The organism is Pseudomonas sp. NFACC05-1, assembly GCF_900100135.1.
Classification (GTDB): Bacteria; Pseudomonadota; Gammaproteobacteria; order Pseudomonadales; family Pseudomonadaceae; genus Aquipseudomonas; species Aquipseudomonas fluorescens_Q.
Window position 1 is genome coordinate 876,931 of sequence record NZ_FMTR01000001.1, and the last position, 18,202, is coordinate 895,132.

Annotated in this window: 15 protein-coding genes; 4 read left to right on the plus strand and 11 right to left on the minus strand. The window is 62.2% G+C overall.

Annotated features, from left to right (window positions below; all coding sequences use genetic code 11):
• Positions 1-33 precede the first annotated feature (33 nt).
• Entirely contained in the window at positions 34-2,454 is a 2,421-nt protein-coding gene (locus BLO97_RS03750; RefSeq protein ID WP_092344990.1) for an efflux RND transporter permease subunit, read from the plus strand.
• 196 nt (positions 2,455-2,650) lie between these two features.
• Here the strand turns inward: BLO97_RS03750 and BLO97_RS03755 are convergent, their stop codons facing one another.
• The 4 genes from BLO97_RS03755 to BLO97_RS03770 are packed head-to-tail and all read right to left on the minus strand — an operon-like array spanning position 2,651 to position 5,778.
• Positions 2,651-4,018 (minus strand): 4Fe-4S binding protein, encoded by a 1,368-nt coding sequence (locus BLO97_RS03755; RefSeq protein WP_092141361.1) that lies wholly within the window; start codon positions 4,016-4,018, stop codon positions 2,651-2,653.
• Entirely contained in the window at positions 4,006-4,860 is an 855-nt protein-coding gene (locus BLO97_RS03760) for an FTR1 family iron permease (RefSeq protein WP_092344992.1), read from the minus strand. Before BLO97_RS03760 ends, BLO97_RS03755 begins: the two co-directional genes overlap by 13 nt.
• A 22-nt stretch (positions 4,861-4,882) precedes the next feature.
• A complete protein-coding gene (locus BLO97_RS03765) occupies positions 4,883-5,245 on the minus strand; it encodes a cupredoxin domain-containing protein (RefSeq protein ID WP_092344994.1) in 363 nt (120 codons plus the stop codon).
• 2 nt (positions 5,246-5,247) lie between these two features.
• Positions 5,248-5,778, minus strand: a complete 531-nt coding sequence (locus BLO97_RS03770) for an iron transporter (protein WP_063321427.1) — start codon at positions 5,776-5,778, stop codon at positions 5,248-5,250.
• A 204-nt stretch (positions 5,779-5,982) separates the two neighbouring features.
• On the opposite strand from BLO97_RS03770, the gene BLO97_RS03775 reads away from it, so the two are divergent.
• On the plus strand, positions 5,983-6,210 hold the full coding sequence (locus BLO97_RS03775) for a DUF3079 domain-containing protein (RefSeq protein WP_027911723.1): 228 nt from the start codon (positions 5,983-5,985) through the stop codon (positions 6,208-6,210).
• A 173-nt stretch (positions 6,211-6,383) separates the two neighbouring features.
• Here BLO97_RS03775 and BLO97_RS03780 read toward each other — a convergent pair whose 3' ends face one another.
• From BLO97_RS03780 to BLO97_RS03795, 3 genes are all read right to left on the minus strand, one after another.
• Complete coding sequence (locus BLO97_RS03780) at positions 6,384-8,123, minus strand: dipeptidase (protein ID WP_092344996.1); 1,740 nt, start codon at positions 8,121-8,123, stop codon at positions 6,384-6,386.
• A gap of 282 nt (positions 8,124-8,405) precedes the next feature.
• Positions 8,406-10,406: a peptidase U32 family protein gene (locus BLO97_RS03790; protein WP_092222137.1), complete on the minus strand. Its 2,001-nt coding sequence runs from the start codon at positions 10,404-10,406 to the stop codon at positions 8,406-8,408.
• Positions 10,407-10,524: 118 nt separating this feature from the next.
• Complete coding sequence (locus BLO97_RS03795; protein ID WP_092344998.1) at positions 10,525-12,093, minus strand: sensor domain-containing diguanylate cyclase; 1,569 nt, start codon at positions 12,091-12,093, stop codon at positions 10,525-10,527.
• Positions 12,094-12,220: 127 nt separating this feature from the next.
• On the opposite strand from BLO97_RS03795, the gene BLO97_RS03800 reads away from it, so the two are divergent.
• Entirely contained in the window at positions 12,221-12,679 is a 459-nt protein-coding gene (locus tag BLO97_RS03800) for a metallophosphoesterase family protein (protein ID WP_092141340.1), read from the plus strand.
• A gap of 9 nt (positions 12,680-12,688) precedes the next feature.
• On the opposite strand, the gene BLO97_RS03805 is transcribed toward BLO97_RS03800, so the two are convergent.
• From BLO97_RS03805 to BLO97_RS03815, 3 genes are all read right to left on the minus strand, one after another.
• Positions 12,689-13,591, minus strand: a complete 903-nt coding sequence (locus BLO97_RS03805) for a sugar phosphate isomerase/epimerase family protein (RefSeq protein WP_092345000.1) — start codon at positions 13,589-13,591, stop codon at positions 12,689-12,691.
• 146 nt (positions 13,592-13,737) lie between these two features.
• Positions 13,738-14,907, minus strand: coding sequence for a Gfo/Idh/MocA family protein (locus BLO97_RS03810; RefSeq protein WP_092345002.1), 1,170 nt, complete (start codon positions 14,905-14,907; stop codon positions 13,738-13,740).
• Positions 14,908-14,925: 18 nt separating this feature from the next.
• Positions 14,926-15,849, minus strand: a complete 924-nt coding sequence (locus BLO97_RS03815; protein WP_092345004.1) for a TIM barrel protein — start codon at positions 15,847-15,849, stop codon at positions 14,926-14,928.
• A 128-nt stretch (positions 15,850-15,977) separates the two neighbouring features.
• Between BLO97_RS03815 and BLO97_RS03820 the strand changes: the two genes are divergently transcribed.
• Positions 15,978-17,033, plus strand: a complete 1,056-nt coding sequence (locus tag BLO97_RS03820) for a LacI family DNA-binding transcriptional regulator (RefSeq protein ID WP_092345006.1) — start codon at positions 15,978-15,980, stop codon at positions 17,031-17,033.
• 62 nt (positions 17,034-17,095) lie between these two features.
• Here BLO97_RS03820 and BLO97_RS03825 read toward each other — a convergent pair whose 3' ends face one another.
• A complete protein-coding gene (locus BLO97_RS03825; RefSeq protein ID WP_092345008.1) occupies positions 17,096-18,190 on the minus strand; it encodes an alkene reductase in 1,095 nt (364 codons plus the stop codon).
• Between the last annotated feature and the right edge of the window lie 12 nt (positions 18,191-18,202).

Sequence of the window (18,202 nt, forward strand, 5' to 3'; positions counted from 1 at the left end):
ATCGGGCCACGGCTCGTGCAACAGGAGTCAAACTTGAAAGACGATAAAACTCAAACCGTGATCGGCCGCCAGGAAGACTTTGACCGGGCGTCTGGCAACTTCGCTGAGCGAGCGATCTTCAACCATCGACCGCTGGTGATCCTGCTGTGCCTGCTGGTGACGTTGGTGCTCGGTTGGCAAGCCACGCGCATCGGCATCAATGCCAGCTACGAGAAGACCATTCCCACGGGGCATCCCTATGTCGCCAATTTCCTGGAGAATCGCAAGGAACTGAGCGGCCTGGGCAACTCGCTGCGCATCGCCGTGGAGGTCAGGCAGGGGAGCATTTTCACCAAGGACTACCTCGACACCCTGGCCAGGCTCAACGACGAGCTCTATCTGCTGCCGGGCGTCGACCGCCCCTACATGAAATCATTATGGACCCCGACCACGCGCTGGACCGCCGTGACCGAAGACGGGCTCGACGGCGGCACGGTGATCCCTGACGACTACGATGGCTCGGCCACCAGCCTCGAGCAGGTACGGACCAACGTGGCCCGCTCCGGGGAAGTCGGTCAATTGGTCGCCGGCAACTTCAAGTCCAGCGTGATTTTCGTGCCGTTGCTGGAAATCAATCCGCAGACGGGCAAGGCGCTGGACTATGGCGAGTTTTCCCGGCAACTGGAGGCGCTGCGAGACAAGTACCAGACCGATGACCTGCGGATTCATGTCACCGGCTTTACCAAGATCGTCGGCGACCTGATCGAGGGCATGACCCAGGTACTGCTGTTTTTCGTGGTGGCGGTGCTGGTGACGGTCTTGGTGCTGTTTGGCTACACCCGTTGCGTGCGAAGCACCTTGGTGGTGGTGATCTGTTCACTGGCGGCGGTGCTTTGGCAACTGGGGCTGCTGGCGCTGCTCGGTTATGAACTGGACCCTTACTCGGCCTTGGTGCCGTTCCTGGTGTTCGCCATTGGCATGAGCCATGGCGCGCAGAAGATGAACGGCATCATGCAGGACATCGGCCGTGGCACCCACCGGGTGGTTGCCGCGCGCTATACCTTCCGCCGACTGTTCGCCGCTGGCATCACCGCTTTGCTCTGCGATGCGGTGGGCTTCGCGGTGTTGCTGCTGATCAACATCCGGGTGATCCAGGACCTGGCTATCACCGCCAGCCTCGGGGTGGCGGTGCTGATTTTCACCAACCTGATCCTGCTGCCGATCCTGCTCAGCTATATCGGCGTCAGCCCGGCGGCGGCGCAACGCAGCCTGAGTGCGGAAACCACCGAGCAACAGGCGCAGATCAAGCATCCCCTGTGGCGTGTGCTTGATCTGTTCACCCAGCGGCGCTGGGCCACGGGCGCCATGTTGACTGGCTTGCTGTTGGCCGCGTCTGGTTTTGCCGTGAGCCTGCACCTGAAAATCGGCGACTTGGACCCTGGCGCTCCAGAGTTGCGTGCCGACTCGCGCTACAACCGCGATGCGTTGTTCATGACCCAGAACTATGCGGCCAGCTCGGATATTTTCGTGGTCATGATCAAGACCCCCGAGGATCAATGCACCCGTTACGCCAGCCTGTCCGCGGTAGATGCGCTGGCCTGGCAACTGGAGCAATTGCCCGGCGTGGAATCGACCACCTCGATGGCCGCGCTGAGCAAGATCGCCACGGTCGGTTACAACGAAGGCAACTTCAAATGGTATGAACTGATCCCCAATGACGGCGCACTGGGGGCCGTGCAAACCCGTGCCCCGCGAGAACTGTTCAATCAGGGCTGCTCGATGCTGTCGCTGTACGTTTACCTGGCCGATCACAAGGCTGATACCTTGAACCGGGTGGTGGAGGCCAGCGAGCAGTTTATCGCCGGGCACCAGATGCCCGAGGTCAAGTTCATGCTCGCGGCCGGCAGTGCGGGGATCGAAGCGGCGACCAATATCGTGGTGAAGAAGTCCATGCGCGAGATGCTGTTCTGGGTCTATGGCGCGGTCAGCCTGCTATGCCTGGTGACCTTCCGCAGCTGGCGCGCAACCCTGTGCGCGATGCTGCCGCTGATGCTCACCTCGATCCTGTGCGAGGCGCTGATGGTGGGGCTGGGCATGGGGGTGAAAGTCGCGACGCTGCCGGTCATTGCACTGGGCGTGGGCATCGGGGTCGATTATGCGCTCTATGTGTTGAGCGTGATCCTGGCGCGAATGCGGGCCGGTGACACCTTGGCCCAGGCGTATTACCAGGCGCTTCTGTTCACCGGCAAAGTGGTGTTGTTGACGGGCATGACTTTGGCTGTGGCGGTGTCGACCTGGGCGTTCTCGCCGATCAAGTTTCAAGCTGATATGGGGATTTTGCTGGCCTTCATGTTCTTGGTGAACATGCTGGGAGCCTTGATCTTGCTGCCGGCGTTGGCTTGGTTGCTGTTGCCGCAGAGGGTGTTTTCAAAAAAGCCTGAGTTGAGTCGGCAGGGGCGGTGGGTTAGAGGGTGATATGGTGATATGGCACTGCGCAATACCTGCGTTAAGCCCGCGTGGTGTGGTTCTTTGGTGATCGCGTTTCCTCTGTGGGAACGAGCTTGCTCGCGATGACGGTGGTCCAGTCACATGCATGTCGGGCTTGCCGGCCTCATCGCGAGCAAGCTCGCTCCCACAGGGTTTTGTATCGAATCTAGGTGTTGTGAACACATCACCATCCCCAGAACTGCAGCCACCAGCCATAACCCACCAGGCTGCTGGCCAAGACCAGGCAGGCCATGGCTGGCCATCGTCGGATCGGTGGAGTCTGCGCCTGCTGCAGGCGTTTGCAGCCCAGCCATAAACTCCAGGCTATCGCCGCTATCAGCAATACGGCCCGAGCCGGTTGTACCCATTCCAGCAGTAGGCCTTCATAGCGCAGCAGCTTGACCGTGGTGGCCGACAAGCCGAGGAACAACCCTGCACCGCCAAGGGGCGTCAGGGTGATGGCTAAGGGCGGATATTGTGTGCTGTCACCCGAGAGGCGTGCCGCCAGGCGCATCAGCAGCATCAGCGAAGTGCCTATCAGTAGCGCACTCATGCCCAGGTACGCGACGATGCAAAAACCATCGAGCCAACTGAAACTGTCATTGAGTTGCGGATAGTGCGTCAACAGCCACCAGGGCGCGTTGTCCTGGAGTGCCCAGAGCCAATCATGACTGACCAGCCATTGGGCCAGGCTTTGCTTGAGGTCGATGAACCATGGGCTGACAGTCCACTGGAAGGCGCCCATGGCCAGGCCGATGACACCGAACAACAGCAAGCGAACATCCCAGGGCGAGAGGGTGTTAGCCGTCGAGTGCAGGATTTCCTCGCTGCTGGAGCGGGCAATCAGGCGCACCGCATCGCGCTGGCCGCTGCAGCGACCACAGGCGTGGCAATCGGCGGCGCCACGCATGCGGCGGATGTCCAGCAAGGGCGCGCAGTTGGGAGGAGGGCGACGCGGTGCGGGGTTTTCCAGCCAGCGTTGTTCGTCCACCTGAAAGTGCACCGGCGCCAAGCGAGCGAGCAGGGAAAAGACGCCGCTGACCGGGCACAGGTAGCGGCACCACACCCGCTTGCCCCGGGCGAACAACAGGCCGACGATCACCGCAGCGACGGTCGAGCCGCCCAGGATCAGCAACGCCGCCTGGGCGTAGTCGTAGACGCTGATCAGTTGACCGTAGAGGGTCGTCAGGCAGAACGCCAAGGTCGGCCAGCCAGCCCAGCGCAATCCGCGCGGCACCCCTAAGCCCTTGCCGTACTGGCTGGCCCATTCGCTCAAGGCGCCTTCCGGGCACAGCACGCCACACCAGAGCCGCCCGAACAACACGATCGACAGCAACACGAACGGCCACCACAGGCCCCAGAACAGAAACTGCGCCAGCAGCGTGAGATTGTCGAACAGGCGTGCCTGGCCGCTGGGCAATGGCAGCAGGGCCGGCACCACCAGCAGCACCGCGTAGAACAGCACCACCACCCATTGCACGGCACGAATGGTTGCACCGTGGCGCCGCATGCCGTCGCCCAGGCGTTGGAGCCAGGGGTTCAGGTCGGGCATGGCAGGTTTTCCGCCTTGCGTTGCCGCAGCCAGCCCACGACGACGCCCCAATAGCCCAGCCACACCAGCAGCGTCATCGCACTCGGGCTGGCCCGATACCCGGTGAAGTCCGCCAGGAACCCGCCGAAACCATGGCCGTCATCGAGTATCGCACTGCTGTCCCACAGTGCGTCGCCAATGGCGCGATACACCGCCTCGGGCCAATCCATCGCGAGCAGTTGCCCGCCGACGCGCTCGATACCGCTGACCAGCAACGCCGCCCCCAACAACAGCAGGATCGCTTCGCTGATGGCAAAGAAACGCGGCCATGAAATGAACCGGCGGCTGCTGTGCAGCAAGGAGACGGTCAGCAGCGACAGCACCAGCCCGGCCAGCGCGCCCACAGCGAACAAGCCCAGTTGCGGCCCTTGCAGGCGCCCACCGGCACCATACAAGAACACCACGGTTTCACTGCCTTCGCGACTGACCGCCAGCAGGGCCAGCACCAACAGGCCCAGGCCGCCCTGGCGGCTCAGCCGCTGGTCGGCGTGGCGCGCCAGGTCATGCTTGAGCGTCCTTGCGTTTCGGTGCATCCAGCCGACCATTTGCACGATCAGCAGGCTGGCGACCAGTGCCAGCGACGCTTGGAACCATTCATTGGCCGTCCCGCTCATGGCCTCGCCGGCCAGCAGGATCAGGCCGGCCAGCACGCCCGAAAGCAACAGGCCCAGCGCCGCGCCGGTCCATACATAGCGCAACAGCTGGCTGGCCTGGTGTTGCCGGCTGACCCAGGCCTGGAGAATCCCGATCACCAACAACGCCTCGACGCTTTCGCGCCATACAATGAACATCGATTGAGTCATGCAAATGCCTCCTGCAGACCAACTACTGAGCGAGAATCCCGCCCTCGGGCAGTTGCGGATTGAATTCGTCGAAAAACGGATAGTGCCCTGGGCGCAGTGGGTGGATGACCACGAAGGTCGTGACACCGGGCGAGAGCACTTTCTCGACGCGCAAAGGCGTGCTTTCGAACTCCGCCGGGCCTTGGCCGATGTTCTTCAGCACGATCTTGAAGCGTTGCCCGGCCGGTACTTCCAGTTGCGACGGCGTGAAATGCCCGTCGCGTATGCTCAGCTCGTAGGTCGGCAGTTCGGCATGGGCGATCGAGGGCAGCAGCAAACCGGCCAGCGTCAACCAGGCCAGGCGTCGATGAGGCTCGACGTGCCGTGGGCAGGATGAGTGGCGCATGCTCAGTACCCGCCTTTTTTACCGATCCCGGCGTAGACGAATTCGTAATGCAGTTCGCAACGTTCGAACCATGGCGCCACGCCGGTTTCCTTGTCGGTATGACGGCCGAGGGAGCCATGGCCGCCAGGTGGCAGGAGGGTGAACGTCAGTTGATATTTGCCAGGGCCGAGCAGCTTGACGTTGTCGCCATAGTGCGGTCCGTCGTTGGCGACCATGGCGTGGAAGTCACCCTTGAGTTCGGTGTCGTTGCCTTGTTTCTTCAGTTGGAACGACACATTGAGGTAGGGCACGAAACTGCCTTCCTGGAAGCCCTGCTTATTGTCCGCCGTGGCGCGGATGTCGGCCTCCAGGTGCACGTCGGAATCGGCAGTGGCGCGCATCATCCCGGCCGGGGCCATTTCAATCGGCTGCAAATACACCGCACCGACCTCCAGTCCCGGGCACAGTTGCGGTTCGCCGATGGGGTATTCCTTGGCCTGGGCCAGCGGTGCGAGAAACAGCAGGGCCAGAGGCAGAGTGGCAAGTGTGCGCATGATGACTTCCTGGTTGGCTAAATGATGGCGCCGAGTCTAGGAAGCTTTGCTGCGAATAATAATGATTCTTGTCAATTTTCAGCGCGAATTTTCCAACAACGAGTGACGACTCGTTCCTGCGCGGTTGTTCTTGATCGCGATCAAGGGGCACGGCGCCCCGACGCGGTAGGGTGCGGGTACACCCATCCGTTATACGGGGTCGTCATGGCAAAGCCCTTTCCCATCAGTCCCAAACATCCCGAGCGCATTTGCTGGGGGTGTGATCGCTACTGTCCGACCAGTGCGCTGGCCTGCGGCAACGGTGCCGATCGAACGATGCATCCGGCTGAGATGATTGGGGAGGATTGGTATCTGCACGGGGATTGGGGGTTGGAGCTGGTCGATATCACCGCCAAGGTCATCGATCCAAGCGCCACTCACCCGAAGGAATGAAATAACCTGTAGTGAGGGGCCCCCTGTGGCAAGGGAGCTTGCTCCCGCTCGGCTGCGAAGCAGTCGTAAACCGGCGGGTGGGGTGTGTCTGATGCTGCGCATTTGGCAGGTTTAGGGGCCGCTTCGCAGCCCAGCGGGAGCAAGCTCCCTCGCCACAATGGATCATACGCACCTTAGAGCTTCGGCAACTGCCCGATCCGCCCCATCATCTCGGTCACGATCTGCAAGTCCAACAGGAACTGCTCGACCGTCTTGAACTCGTTGTCGTTGTGACCGGTGTACTTGACGTCGGGCATGGCCAGGCCGAATTGCACGCCATTGGGCAAGTCATGAACCGAAGTGGCGCCGGCAGAGGTGCCGTATTTGTGTTCCATGCCCAGGTTTTCACTTGCCACGGCCAGCAGTGCCTTGACCCATTCCCCCTCGGGGTTGCGGTACATCGGCTCGTCAATGGAATAGTCGAAGGCCACCGCGACGTGGGACTTCTTGCTCCAGGCGGCCAGTTTGTCGGCGATTTCAGTCTTGAGGGCTGCTGTGGTCTTGCCCACTGGCACTCGCAGGTTGACCGCCAACTTGAAGGTCTTCTCGTCCATGCCGACGTAGGTCAGGGACGCGGTCAGCGGGCCCATGAAAGCATCGGAAAAACCAATTCCCAGTTTGCTGCCCAGATAGTCCAGGCCCCAGTTGTCGGCGGCATAGCGGGCGGCGTCGGTGATGTGGTTGCGTTTGAGCGCGACCTTGCCGTTCAGGCTATTGATGAAGTCCAGCATCCTTGCCACCGGGTTGACGCCTGACTCGGGTTCGGAGGAGTGGGCGGACACGCCAGTGAAGGTCAGTTGGACGTCCTTGCCGACAACCTGGCTGGCCACCTCGAAGTGACCGCCATTGCGCTTGGCATAGTCAGTACCGGCCTTGAGCAGGCTGGTAGCCAATTCGGCGGGCTTGTCGCTGGCGAAGGTGGCAACGGACGTCGACGGAATCTGATTGGTCGCCAGGCCGCCCGTCAGCGCGGTAATTTCTGCCCCCTTGCCCTGTGCAGCGCGTCGGGTAAAGTTCGCCATGATGGTGCCATAGCCTTTCTCGGCGATCACTACGGGGTAGCCGCCATCCAGCGCCAGGTTGTAGTTGGGCGTCGGGTTGCGTTCAAAGTAATAGGGGATGGCGTCGCCAGTGGTTTCCTCGGTGGTGTCGACCAGCAGCTTGAAGTTGCGCGCCAGCGGCAGTTTCTCTTCCTTGATGATTTTCATGGCATAGAGCGCGACCACGATGCCGTTCTTGTCGTCCTCGGTACCGCGGCCATACATGCGGTCGCCCACCAGGGTGACCTTGAACGGGTCGAGGCGGGTGCCATCTTTCAACACCCAGTTTTCCGGCGTTACCGGCACCACGTCGGCATGGGCGTGAATGCCGACGACTTCGTCACCGCCGCCTTCGAGGGAAATCTCATAGACGCGGTTGTCGACATTGCGGAAGTTGAGGTTGAACGCTTCGGCCAGGCTTTTGATCTTGTCGGCGATCTTGAGAAATTCCGGGTTCTCGTGCTGGGCGACGCCGTCCTTGCGAAAAGTCGGGATGGCGACCAGTTCCTTCAGGGTCTCGGTGGCCGCTTGGCCGTATTTCACTCGGGCATAGAGACCTAACAGGCGATGGATTTCATTCTGCTGTTCAACTGAAAGGGTTTTGTTGCGTTGGAACGCGCTGATGGCCGGGCCGAGGTTCGCGGCTTTGCCCGGGTCGCTCTTGGCCACGTCGGCCAGGAACTGCCTGAAATCGGTGGCTGAGGTGTTGGAGAAGGTTTTGACGATGGCTGCGCCCTGTTGGGCGGTGATGTTGGCGAGTGCTGGTGTGGTGATCGAAGCGAGGCTGGACAGCAGCAGGGTGGTCACTGCCAGATGTTTGAGCGAGAAGTCCATTGCTGGGCATTCCTTTGCAGGCGGTAGGAGACAAGTGTCTGATTTGATGACACAAACGCTTGCAACCTAACACCGCGAGGAAAGGGTGGGGGAGTCCTGCAGGAAAATCTGTCGCACAGCGAAGCAAAAACGGCGCAGAAATGAAAAATGGCGCAGGGCCATCAAACACCCGAAAACCCATGTGGCAGCGAGCTTGCTCGCGAAGGCGGCGATACATTCAGCCTCAATGCAAGCAGGCCCACCGCTATCGCGAGCAAGCTCGCTGCCATAGGTGCGCATTGCTTAATGCGGTGCGCGGGGGATGGTCTTGAGCAGGTCTTCAGGGCTGATGTGGCCGACCACGGGCTGCGCCGTGCTGCCAGGTAACGGCAGGTCGAGGATGTGTCCCTTGATCTTGCCGACCACGTGCATTTCGCAGGGTTTGCAATCGAACTTCAACGTCAGCACTTCATCACCGTGTATCAGCTGCATCGGCGCCACCTTGGTGCGCACGCCAGTGACCCCCTTGGCCTGCTTGGGGCAGAGGTTGAACGAGAAGCGCAGGCAGTGCTTGGTGATCATCACCGGCACTTCTCCCGTTTCCTCGTGGGCCTCGAACGCCGCGTCGATCAGCTTGACGCCGTGACGATGATAGAAGTCCCGGGCCTTCTGGTTGTAGACGTTGGCCAGGAACGACAGGTGCGATTCCGGGTACACCGGCGGCGGGTTGGTCTCGGCCTTGCGGCCACCGCGTGGGTGGGCTTTGATGCGGGCGCTGGTCAGGGCCTCGATGGCTTCGCGGCGCAAGGCCTTGAGCTGCGAGTTGGGGACGAAGAACGCCTGGGGCGCATCCAGCTCGATCGCGGTGGCGTGGTATTCGGTGGTGCCCAGTTGGCCGAGCAGGTCGTGCAATTGCTCCAGGGCCTGTTCCGGCTTGTTGGCCTGGCCGAACGGTCCGTCCAGGGCGACGCTGGCGCTGATGCCTTCTTCGCTGGTGGCGGTCAGTTCCAGGCGCTCTTCGCGCAGGCGCGCAACCCAGGCCAGGCCGACGCGGCGTTCGGAGGAGGTCTTGAGCAACGCTTGCTGCCAGTTGTGGTCCAGGTTGCGGCTCAACGGGTGGTTGGGGCGCAACTGGTACATGCCGGCCGGCATCTCGTTGGGTTCGACACGGTAGCGGTAACGCTTCTGGCCGTCCTCTTCGAACTCACCCTTGGGCTCGGCGATGTTGGCGCGGAAACCGACGACTTCGCGCTTGACCAGTACATTGAGGCCGTCGCCGTTGGACAGCGGATCGAAGGTCACCACTTGCAGGTCACGTTTGCCGACTTTTTCCACCACGCCCACCGGCACGCCCGTAAAGGTCGGCGAATCGAAGGCGCCGATGTCGATCTTGCGTTCGCTGACGAAATAGTCGGTGCTGCCACGGTGGAAGGTCTTGTCCGGGTCGGGGACGAAGAAGTGCGCGGTGCGGCCGCTGGACGCGCGGGCCAGGTCCGGACGGTCTTCGAGGACATCGTCCAGGCGCTGGCGGTAATAGGCGGTGATGTTCTTCACATAACCCATGTCCTTGTAGCGCCCTTCGATCTTGAATGAACGCACGCCGGCTTCGACCAGGGCGCGGATGTTGGCGCTCTGGTTGTTGTCTTTCATCGACAGCAGGTGTTTTTCGTAGGCAACCACCCGGCCCTGGTCGTCCTTGAGGGTGTAGGGCAGGCGGCAGGCCTGGGAGCAGTCGCCACGGTTGGCGCTGCGGCCGTTCTGGGCGTGGGAGATGTTGCACTGGCCGGAAAACGCCACGCACAGCGCGCCGTGGATGAAGAACTCGATGGCCGCCTCGGTCTCGTCGGCGATGGCGCGGATTTCCTGCAGGTTCAGCTCACGGGCCAAGACCAGTTGCGAGAAACCAGCCTGGTCGAGGAACTTCGCTCGGGCCAGGGTACGGATGTCGGTCTGGGTGCTGGCGTGCAGCTCGATGGGTGGAATATCCAGCTCCATTACCCCCAGGTCCTGGACGATCAGCGCATCGACGCCGGCATCGTACAACTGGTGGATCAGTTGTCGGGCTGGCTCCAACTCGTTGTCGTGCAGGATGGTGTTGATGGTGGTGAACACACGGGCGTGGTAGCGATGGGCGAACTCCACCAGCCGGGCAATATCGCCCACTTCGTTGCAGGCGTTGTGACGTGCGCCGAAACTCGGGCCACCGATGTACACGGCGTCGGCGCCATGCAGGATGGCCTCGCGGGCGATGGTCACGTCGCGGGCGGGGCTGAGCAATTCCAGATGATGTTTGGGCAAGGACATTTGTTTTTAGTCAGGCTGGTCACGGTCGAAGCGAGCATTGTAGCCGCCAGGCGCCTTGCAGGCACCTGTGGACTTGGGTTAGCACGACCTTGACCGATACACGGCGGTCCTGCTGGGGTCACCCAGGCGTCGAGCCGGCGCTGCACCAGCGGTTGCGCCCGGTGTTCTTGGCCAGGTACAGGAAGGCGTCCGCGGCCCTGATCAGCATGGCCGGGGTGACGTCCTCGCCGCTCGGCTGGCAGGTGGTGACGCCCGCGCTGATGGTCACGATGCCCAAGGGATGGTCGCCATGTTCAATGTTCAAGGCCCTGACCGCTTCGAGGATTTGCTGCACGACCTTGGTGGCGCCGGCGCTGTCGGTGTTTGGCAGCAGCACGGTGAACTCTTCACCGCCGTAGCGGACAGCCAGGTCGCCCGGCCGCTTGATGGTCTGCCTGAGCGCGGCTGCAAGCGCCCGCAGGCAATCGTCCCCGGCGGCATGGCCGTATCTGTCGTTGAAACGCTTGAAGTAATCGACGTCGAGCATGATCAGGGCCAGGGACGAACCCTGGCGCCTGGCCAGGCGGATCTCATCGGCCAGGGCGATGTCCAGCCGCCTGCGGTTGCCCAGCCCGGTCAGGCTGTCGGTCAGCGCCATGTCGCGCATGGCCTGGTGGGCGCTGCGAATCTGCTTCTCCATGGCCATGCGGTAGCGCAGTTGGCTCAACACGATGAGCCCGAAGCCCACCAGTATCGCGATCAGGAAAATCAGCACCAAACCGGTCTTGAACAGGTCGCGGCGCCAGGGCGCGATGATCGATTCGCGGGACAAGCCGGCTTCCACCACCAGCGGGTAAGTGGTCAGCGCCCGGTAGCCGTATAGGCGCTCGGTGTCGTCGACGACGGCCTTGGCTTCGGCAACCCCTTGGTTGGAGGTGGGTAAATGTTCTCTGAAAATCACGCTGTTAACCAGGCTCTTGCCAATCACCGAAGCGACGAAGGGACGTCGGACCAGGATCGTTCCGCTGCGCTTGGCCAGGACCAGCGCGCCTTTGCCATCGATTTTGAAGTCGCCGTAGTAGTCGACGAAATAGCTCACCTTAACTGTTCCCAGCAATACGCCGGCAAACGAGCCATCGGGGTTGTTCAGGCGGCGGGAAATGGGAATGATCAGGTCATTGGTGGAACGGCTCTTGACGACGTCACCGATGCGCACGCCTTGATCCTTGTGGGTGCGGTGGTATTGGAAGTAGTCGCGGTCGGCGTTGTTCGCCATTTCCGGGATCGTCTCCTTGTCCGTCGCCAGCCATTGGCCGTCCGGGCCATAGATAAACAACCCGTGCAGTTGCGGCATGATGGCGGCCTGCTGCACCAATAGTTTATGGATGCGTGGGATATCCATGTTCTGCAGGCCATCGCCCTCCACTCGTTCGGCGAGGGCGGCGGTGACCACATCCACTTGTCGAATGGTGTCTTCAGCGTGCTGGGCCGTCGCCCGCGCCAGGTTCGTCACTGAATCCCGGGCAGATGCAAAAGCGGCGCGGTAGTCGCGCCAGGTCCGCCAGCCTTCGACGGCCAGGAAGGCCACAACCACCACCAGCATGAAGCTCACGGTGAGCCGCAACGCCGCTCCGGCCTGGGCGCTCTGGGGAGAAAAGACCTCATCAGTGTTTTCAATCTTTGGCTCTGGCCGTTTGCGTCCGAGCATCAACATTTCCTTTTACGACGGGTCTGCACACTATTGATGCGCAGCCTATCTTATTCGATTTCAGCACGTTAGCTTGCTACGACGAGGCAGGTACAACCGGCGACACACGATTGGGGAGAGAGGTTTCATGAAAGTTGGCGTCATTTCCGACACCCATGGTCTGCTCCGCCCGCAAGCGCTGGCAGCATTGCAGGGGTGTGAGCGTATCATCCATGCCGGTGACATCGGCAGCCCCGAGATCCTGGATCAATTGGCGTCGATTGCGCCATTGCACATGGTGCGCGGCAATAACGACCTGGGGGCCGATTGGGCCGGGCCGCTTGCTGACCGCCTGCAATTCGACCTGTGTGGATGGCAGGTCTTGCTGGTTCACGACATTGCCGATGTACAGGACTCGCTCGACCCGGGCGTGAACTGGGTGATCAGCGGCCATTCCCACAAGCCGGGCATCGAATGGCGTGGCGACCGGCTGTACCTGAACCCTGGCAGCGCCGGCCGGCGGCGGTTTACGCTGCCGGTGACGCTGGCGTTGGTCGAGGTGAGCGCTGGCGCGATCGAGCCGCGGCTGGTCCAGTTGCTGGAGTGATGGACACGCTTACTTGAAGTATTTGTCGACGTAGGACTGGATTTCCTTGCGCATGAAGCGCCCGGATTCATCCGCCCGCTCTTCCCAGCCGAACACGCACGCGGTGACGATGCCGTCGAAGCCGGTCTTGGCCAGCTCACTGAAGAACAGGTCCCAGTCGATCTCGCCCTGGTGCATGTCCATATGCTGGTGGACGGTGACCTTGGCGCCGGGCGGGTTGACGATGTAGCGCAGGCCGGACGAGGCCTTGTGATTGTAGGTGTCGGCGATGTGGACATGGGCGATCATCGACCCGGCCTCGGTGATCATGGCTTTCATGTCATCGCCGAAATAGAAGGTGTGCGGCGTGCAATAGAGGAACTTGACGTTGTTCGAACCGAGGGTCTTGAGCATGTCGAGGGCCGGGTGCAGTGTCTCGCACCAGTCCTCCGGGTGAGGTTCGACGTTCAGCGTGACGCCTTCTGCCTCCAGGACAGGCACCAGTTCTTCCATCGAACGCCACCAGGCCGCTTCGCTCGATTCGTGGCTGTGCACACCACCGCAGCAACTGATTTTATGCCCGCGATCAGGCGACGGCCCACGGCCGAACTCCGAGTTCATCGTCGTGCAACCCATTTCCACGGCGATCTGGATGGCCTCCTTCCAGTAGTTTACCGCTGCCCGGCGTTCGTCTTCGTGGGGGCTGGCCCAGCGATACATCGGCAGCAGCGAGGCCAGTTGCAGATCGTGATCGCGCAGGGCTTTCTTGAACTCGGCGATGCGTTCCTTGTGGGCGCGGGGGCGAACCCACCAGGGCAGGAAATCTTCCCGTGGCGACAGTTCGAGGTATTCGAAACCGAGCTCGGCAGTCTTGCGGCACAGGTCCGGCAGGCTCAGGTGGCGATGCATGTAGGGGTCGAGGGCGATTTTCATTGTTGTTCTCCTTAGGAACGCTCATTACCCGTGGCGAGGGAGCTTGCTCCCGCTGGACTGCGCAGCAGTCCCAAGACGGGGCCGCTTCGCAGCCCAGCGGGAGCAAGCTCCCTCGCCACAGGGTTATTTGACTGACGGGTGTCGGGTCAATAGGCGACCCAAGCAGCATCCTGGTTGGCCGATTCCACGCAGCGTTCGATCCAACGCACGCCTTCCACGCCGACGTCGATGTCGGGGTAGCGCAGGGCGGCCAGCACCTCGCTGTCACCGCGGTTCGCTGCATCCATGGCCAGGGCGAAGCGGCGATAGAGATTGGACCAGGCTTCGAACAGCCCTTCGGGGTGGCCACCACCGATGCGGTCGTCCTGCAGCGCGTCGGCGTGCAGGTAGCCCATGCCGCGTTCCAGGGCCTGCGCAGGTTGGCCCTGGATCTCGAAGCTCAACTGGTTGGGCCGCTCGTCCCACCATTCAAGGCTGGCCCGGGAGCCGATCACGCGGATTTTCTGCCCGTGCATGGAACCGGCATTCACAGCGCTGGACCAGACCATGCCCATGGCGCCGCCTTCGTACTCCATCAAGGTGTAGGCGTTGTCTTCCAGCGGTGCGCGACTGGCGACGAAGCTTTGCCGGCTGCACATCAAGCGTTTGATCTTGAGATCGGGCAACATCACCTTGGACAAATACAGCGGGTGCGTACCGACATCCCCCAGTACATAGCTGGGCCCGGCCTGGCGCGGGTCGACGCGCCACTGGGTGGCCTGGTTCTGCGCCTCCACCGGGGCGCAGTGAAAACCATGGGCAAACTGCATGTGCACCATGCGGATCTCGCCCAGTGCCTGCGCCGCGATCATCGCCCGGGCCTGCTCGATCAACTGGTGCCCGGCATAGCCGTAGGTCAAGCCAACGATGCGTCCCTTGGCGTGCGCCAGGGTGCGCAGCGCCTCGGCCTGCTCGAGGGTAAAGCACAGCGGCTTTTCGCAGACCACATGCAGCCCTGCTTCCAGGGCGGCGCGGGTGATGGCGTAGTGGGTGCCGTTGGGCGTGGCGATTGACACCGCTTCAATCCCGTCGGGACGTTGTGCTTCCAGCTCGAACAGGCTGAGGTAGTCCGGATAGCAACGCTGGGGGTCGATACCCAGTTGCTCGCCAAAGGCTCGGCCACGGGCTGGATCGATATCCAGCGCCGCGGCAACCAACTCGAAATTCCGGTCGCGCAGGGCGGCCGAGCGATGGATGTAGCCGATCTGGCTGTGCTCGCCGCCACCGACCATGGCCCAACGGATGGGCCGCGTGATTGTTTTGCTGCCGTTGATCATGACGTTGTCCTTGTGTGATCAGAAACCGATGCGGGCCAGGTAGGCGCGGCTGGCGGCCACGTCGTCGAGGCTGCTCCCGGCGTTGCGTGGGTCACGCTCCTGTTCGACGGTGATGCAACCCACATAACCCAGTTCATGCACGAGGCTGTGCAGCGCCGGGTAATCGATGACGCCCCGCCCGATGGGGCACATCACGCCCCGGGCGCAAGCGTCGAAGAAGCGGATGCGTTCGTTCAGCACCTGGTCGAACACCGCCGGGTCGATGTCCTTGAAGTGCAGGTAGTCCAGGCGATGGGCGTAGGTGCGCAGCGACGCGACCGGGTCCATGCCCGCGTAATAGAGATGCCCGGTGTCCAGGCACAACCCGGCGACTTCATCGGGAATGTCGTCCACCAGGCGCGCCAACTCGTCGGCGAACTCGATGTAGCCCCCGGCGTGAGGATGGATGACGGCGCGGATGCCGTATTGATGCCAGGCGATGTCAGCGATGGCGCGGATGTGCGCCATCATCGTGTTCCAGCGAGCATCGTCCAGGCGCGGGGCGCGGTCCGAGTGACCGGCTGCGTAGTCGCGCGCCTCGTGGCCCCAGTCGATGATCACCAGGTACGGCCCGGCGAAGCGTTGGCCGAGCTGTTTTTCCATGGGGGGCAACTGCCTGAGCAACGTGCAGATGTCGTGGGCCTGGCGCAGCAGTCCAGGCAGGTTGGCGGGGTTGACCAAGTCGTCGAAAATCGTCCCGGCAACCACGTGCAGGCCGTGTTCGGACAAGGCCGGGCCTACGTCTTCGGCGTCCAGGGGCAAGTAACCATAAGGCCCCAGCTCAATGCCGCGATAACCGGCCTCGGCGGCTTCGCCAAGTACCCGGCGCCACGGTGGCAGGAATGGGTTCTTGACGTCGTCGACGCCCCAACAGCAGGGCGCTGTACAGATGTGAATGGCCATGGAAGCACTCCGGCTGTGTTTATTGTTATGGGCTGGACCTGATGCTATTGCGTTGCTGGGGAGGGGGCCATGGGGCGTTGGCTTAATCTGTCAAAACCCCTCATGATACCGGGCAGAGGTGTCAAAACATGTCAGAAAAGCCACGCCGAATGCTTCGCCCCACCATGGCTGATGTCGCCCGGGAAGCCGGGGTCAGCTTGTCTACCGTCGACCGGGTGTTGAACCTGCGCGCCGATGTGCGCGCCGATACCGCCCAACGTATTGCCGCGGCGGCCGCGCGGTTGGGGTTTCATGCCAAGGGCGTTATCGAGCAGCGGGTGCTCAACGACCGCCCGACCTTGCGGCTTGGCTTTCTGTTGCAGAAAAGCGGCGTACCTTTTTACCAGGGGCTGGCCCATGCGTTGTCGAACGCTGCCGCGACCTGCACGCGAGCACGGATTCGCGTGGTCATCGGCTACTTGGACGACCTCGATCCGGTCATCGTGGCGCAACGTATCCTGGCCCTGCGCGATCAAGTGGACGGCCTGGGCGTGGTGGCGGTGGATCATCCCCGGGTCCGGGAGGCGGTTGCGCAATTGCGCGAGACAGGGGTTTCGGTGGTAGCGCTGCTGTCGGAGCTGTCCAGCGCCAGCGGCACGGGGTATGTCGGGTTGGACAATCGACTCACGGGCCGCACGGCAGGTTGGTTCATCAGCCGTCTGGCGAGTCGACCCGGGGCGGCGGCCGTCATGCTCAGCAGCCAGCGTTTCCAGTGCCAGGAATTGTGTGAGCTGAGCTTTCACAGTTATCTGGCCGAGCACTCCAGCGAATGGGAGCTGCTCGCGTCGCGCCTGACGCTGGAGGACGATGAGTTCGCGTATGGCAACACGCTGGATTTGCTCACCGCAGAGCCTGACCTGGTAGGGCTTTATGTGGCCGGTGGTGGCATCGCCGGCGTATTGCGGGCCTTGCGCAGCCTCCAGAAACAGAAGATTCGCTTGCCTGTGGTGGTGTGCCATGACCTGACGCCGTTGACACGCGAGGCGTTGAAGACGGGGCTGGTCCAGGCGGTGCTGTCTCATCCCGTCGTGACCATGGCCGAACAGGCAGTCGAAGCCCTGGTCGAGGCAGCGACTGCCACCTCGCCAGGCCCGGCGCCGAGGCGGGTGGTGCCGCTTCAGATCGATGTGCCGGAAAGCACCTGAATGTTTGAAGCATTCTCAGCCGCCGCTTTCGCGAACAGGCTGGTTCCGTCGGCTCCTGGGTATTAAGCCTCTTGGCCTGCTTGAGCCTCTGTCAGGGGCGGATAGTCCGTATAACCCCGCTCGTCGCCCTGGTAGAACGTCGATGCGTCAGGGGCGTTCAGCGCCTGGCCCCGTTTGAAACGCTCCACCAGGTCCGGGTTCGCCAGAAACGGCGTGCCGAATGCCACCAGGTCAGCTTCTCCACGGCTGATGGCAGTGGCCGCGCGTTCGGCGCTGTAGCCGCCATTGGCAATGTACGTCCCGCCGAAGCGACGCTTGAGTTCCAGGAAGTCGAACGGGCCTTCGCCCAACTCCACGATGTGCAGGTAAGCCAGGCCATAGCGGCTGAGCATTCTGGCGGTGTAGTCGAAGGTCGCTTGCGGGTTGCTGTCGCTCATCGAGAAGTAACTGAAGATCGGCGACAGGCGAACACCGACACGGCTGGCGCCGAAGACTTCAATCACCGACTCGACCACCTCCTTGAGGAAACGGGCACGGTTCTCGATCGAGCCGCCGTAGGCATCGGTCCGTTGGTTGGTGCCATCACGCAGGAACTGGTCGATCAGGTAGCCGTTGGCGCCATGAATTTCCACGCCGTCGAAGCCGGCCAGCTTCGCGTTGGCCGCGGCCTGGCGGAAGTCGGCGACCACACCGGGGATTTCATCGAGCTCCAGGGCCCGTGGCAGTTCATAGGGCTTGAGACCTTCGGCGGTGTAGATTTCGCCATCGGCCTTGATCGCCGAGGGGGCTACGGGTTGGGCGCCGTTGACCTGCACCAGCGGATGAGAAAGACGGCCTACATGCCAGAGCTGCAGAAAGATCTGTCCGCCCTCGGCATGAACTGCGTCGGTCACCTGTTTCCAGCCGGTGATTTGCTCAGGGGTAAAGATCCCTGGCGTTCTCAGGTAACCCTTGCCCTGGGCCGACACCTGGGAACCTTCGCTGATGATCAGGCCGGCGCTGGCGCGCTGGCTGTAGTACTCGGCCATCAGGGGCGTGGCGGCATCGCCAGCGCCTGCGCGGCTGCGGGTCATCGGCGCCATGATCATGCGGTTTTTCAGGGACAGCTTGCCGACTTGGGCGCGGGACAGCAGAAGATCGAGACCGACGTTGCTCATGATGTTCACCTC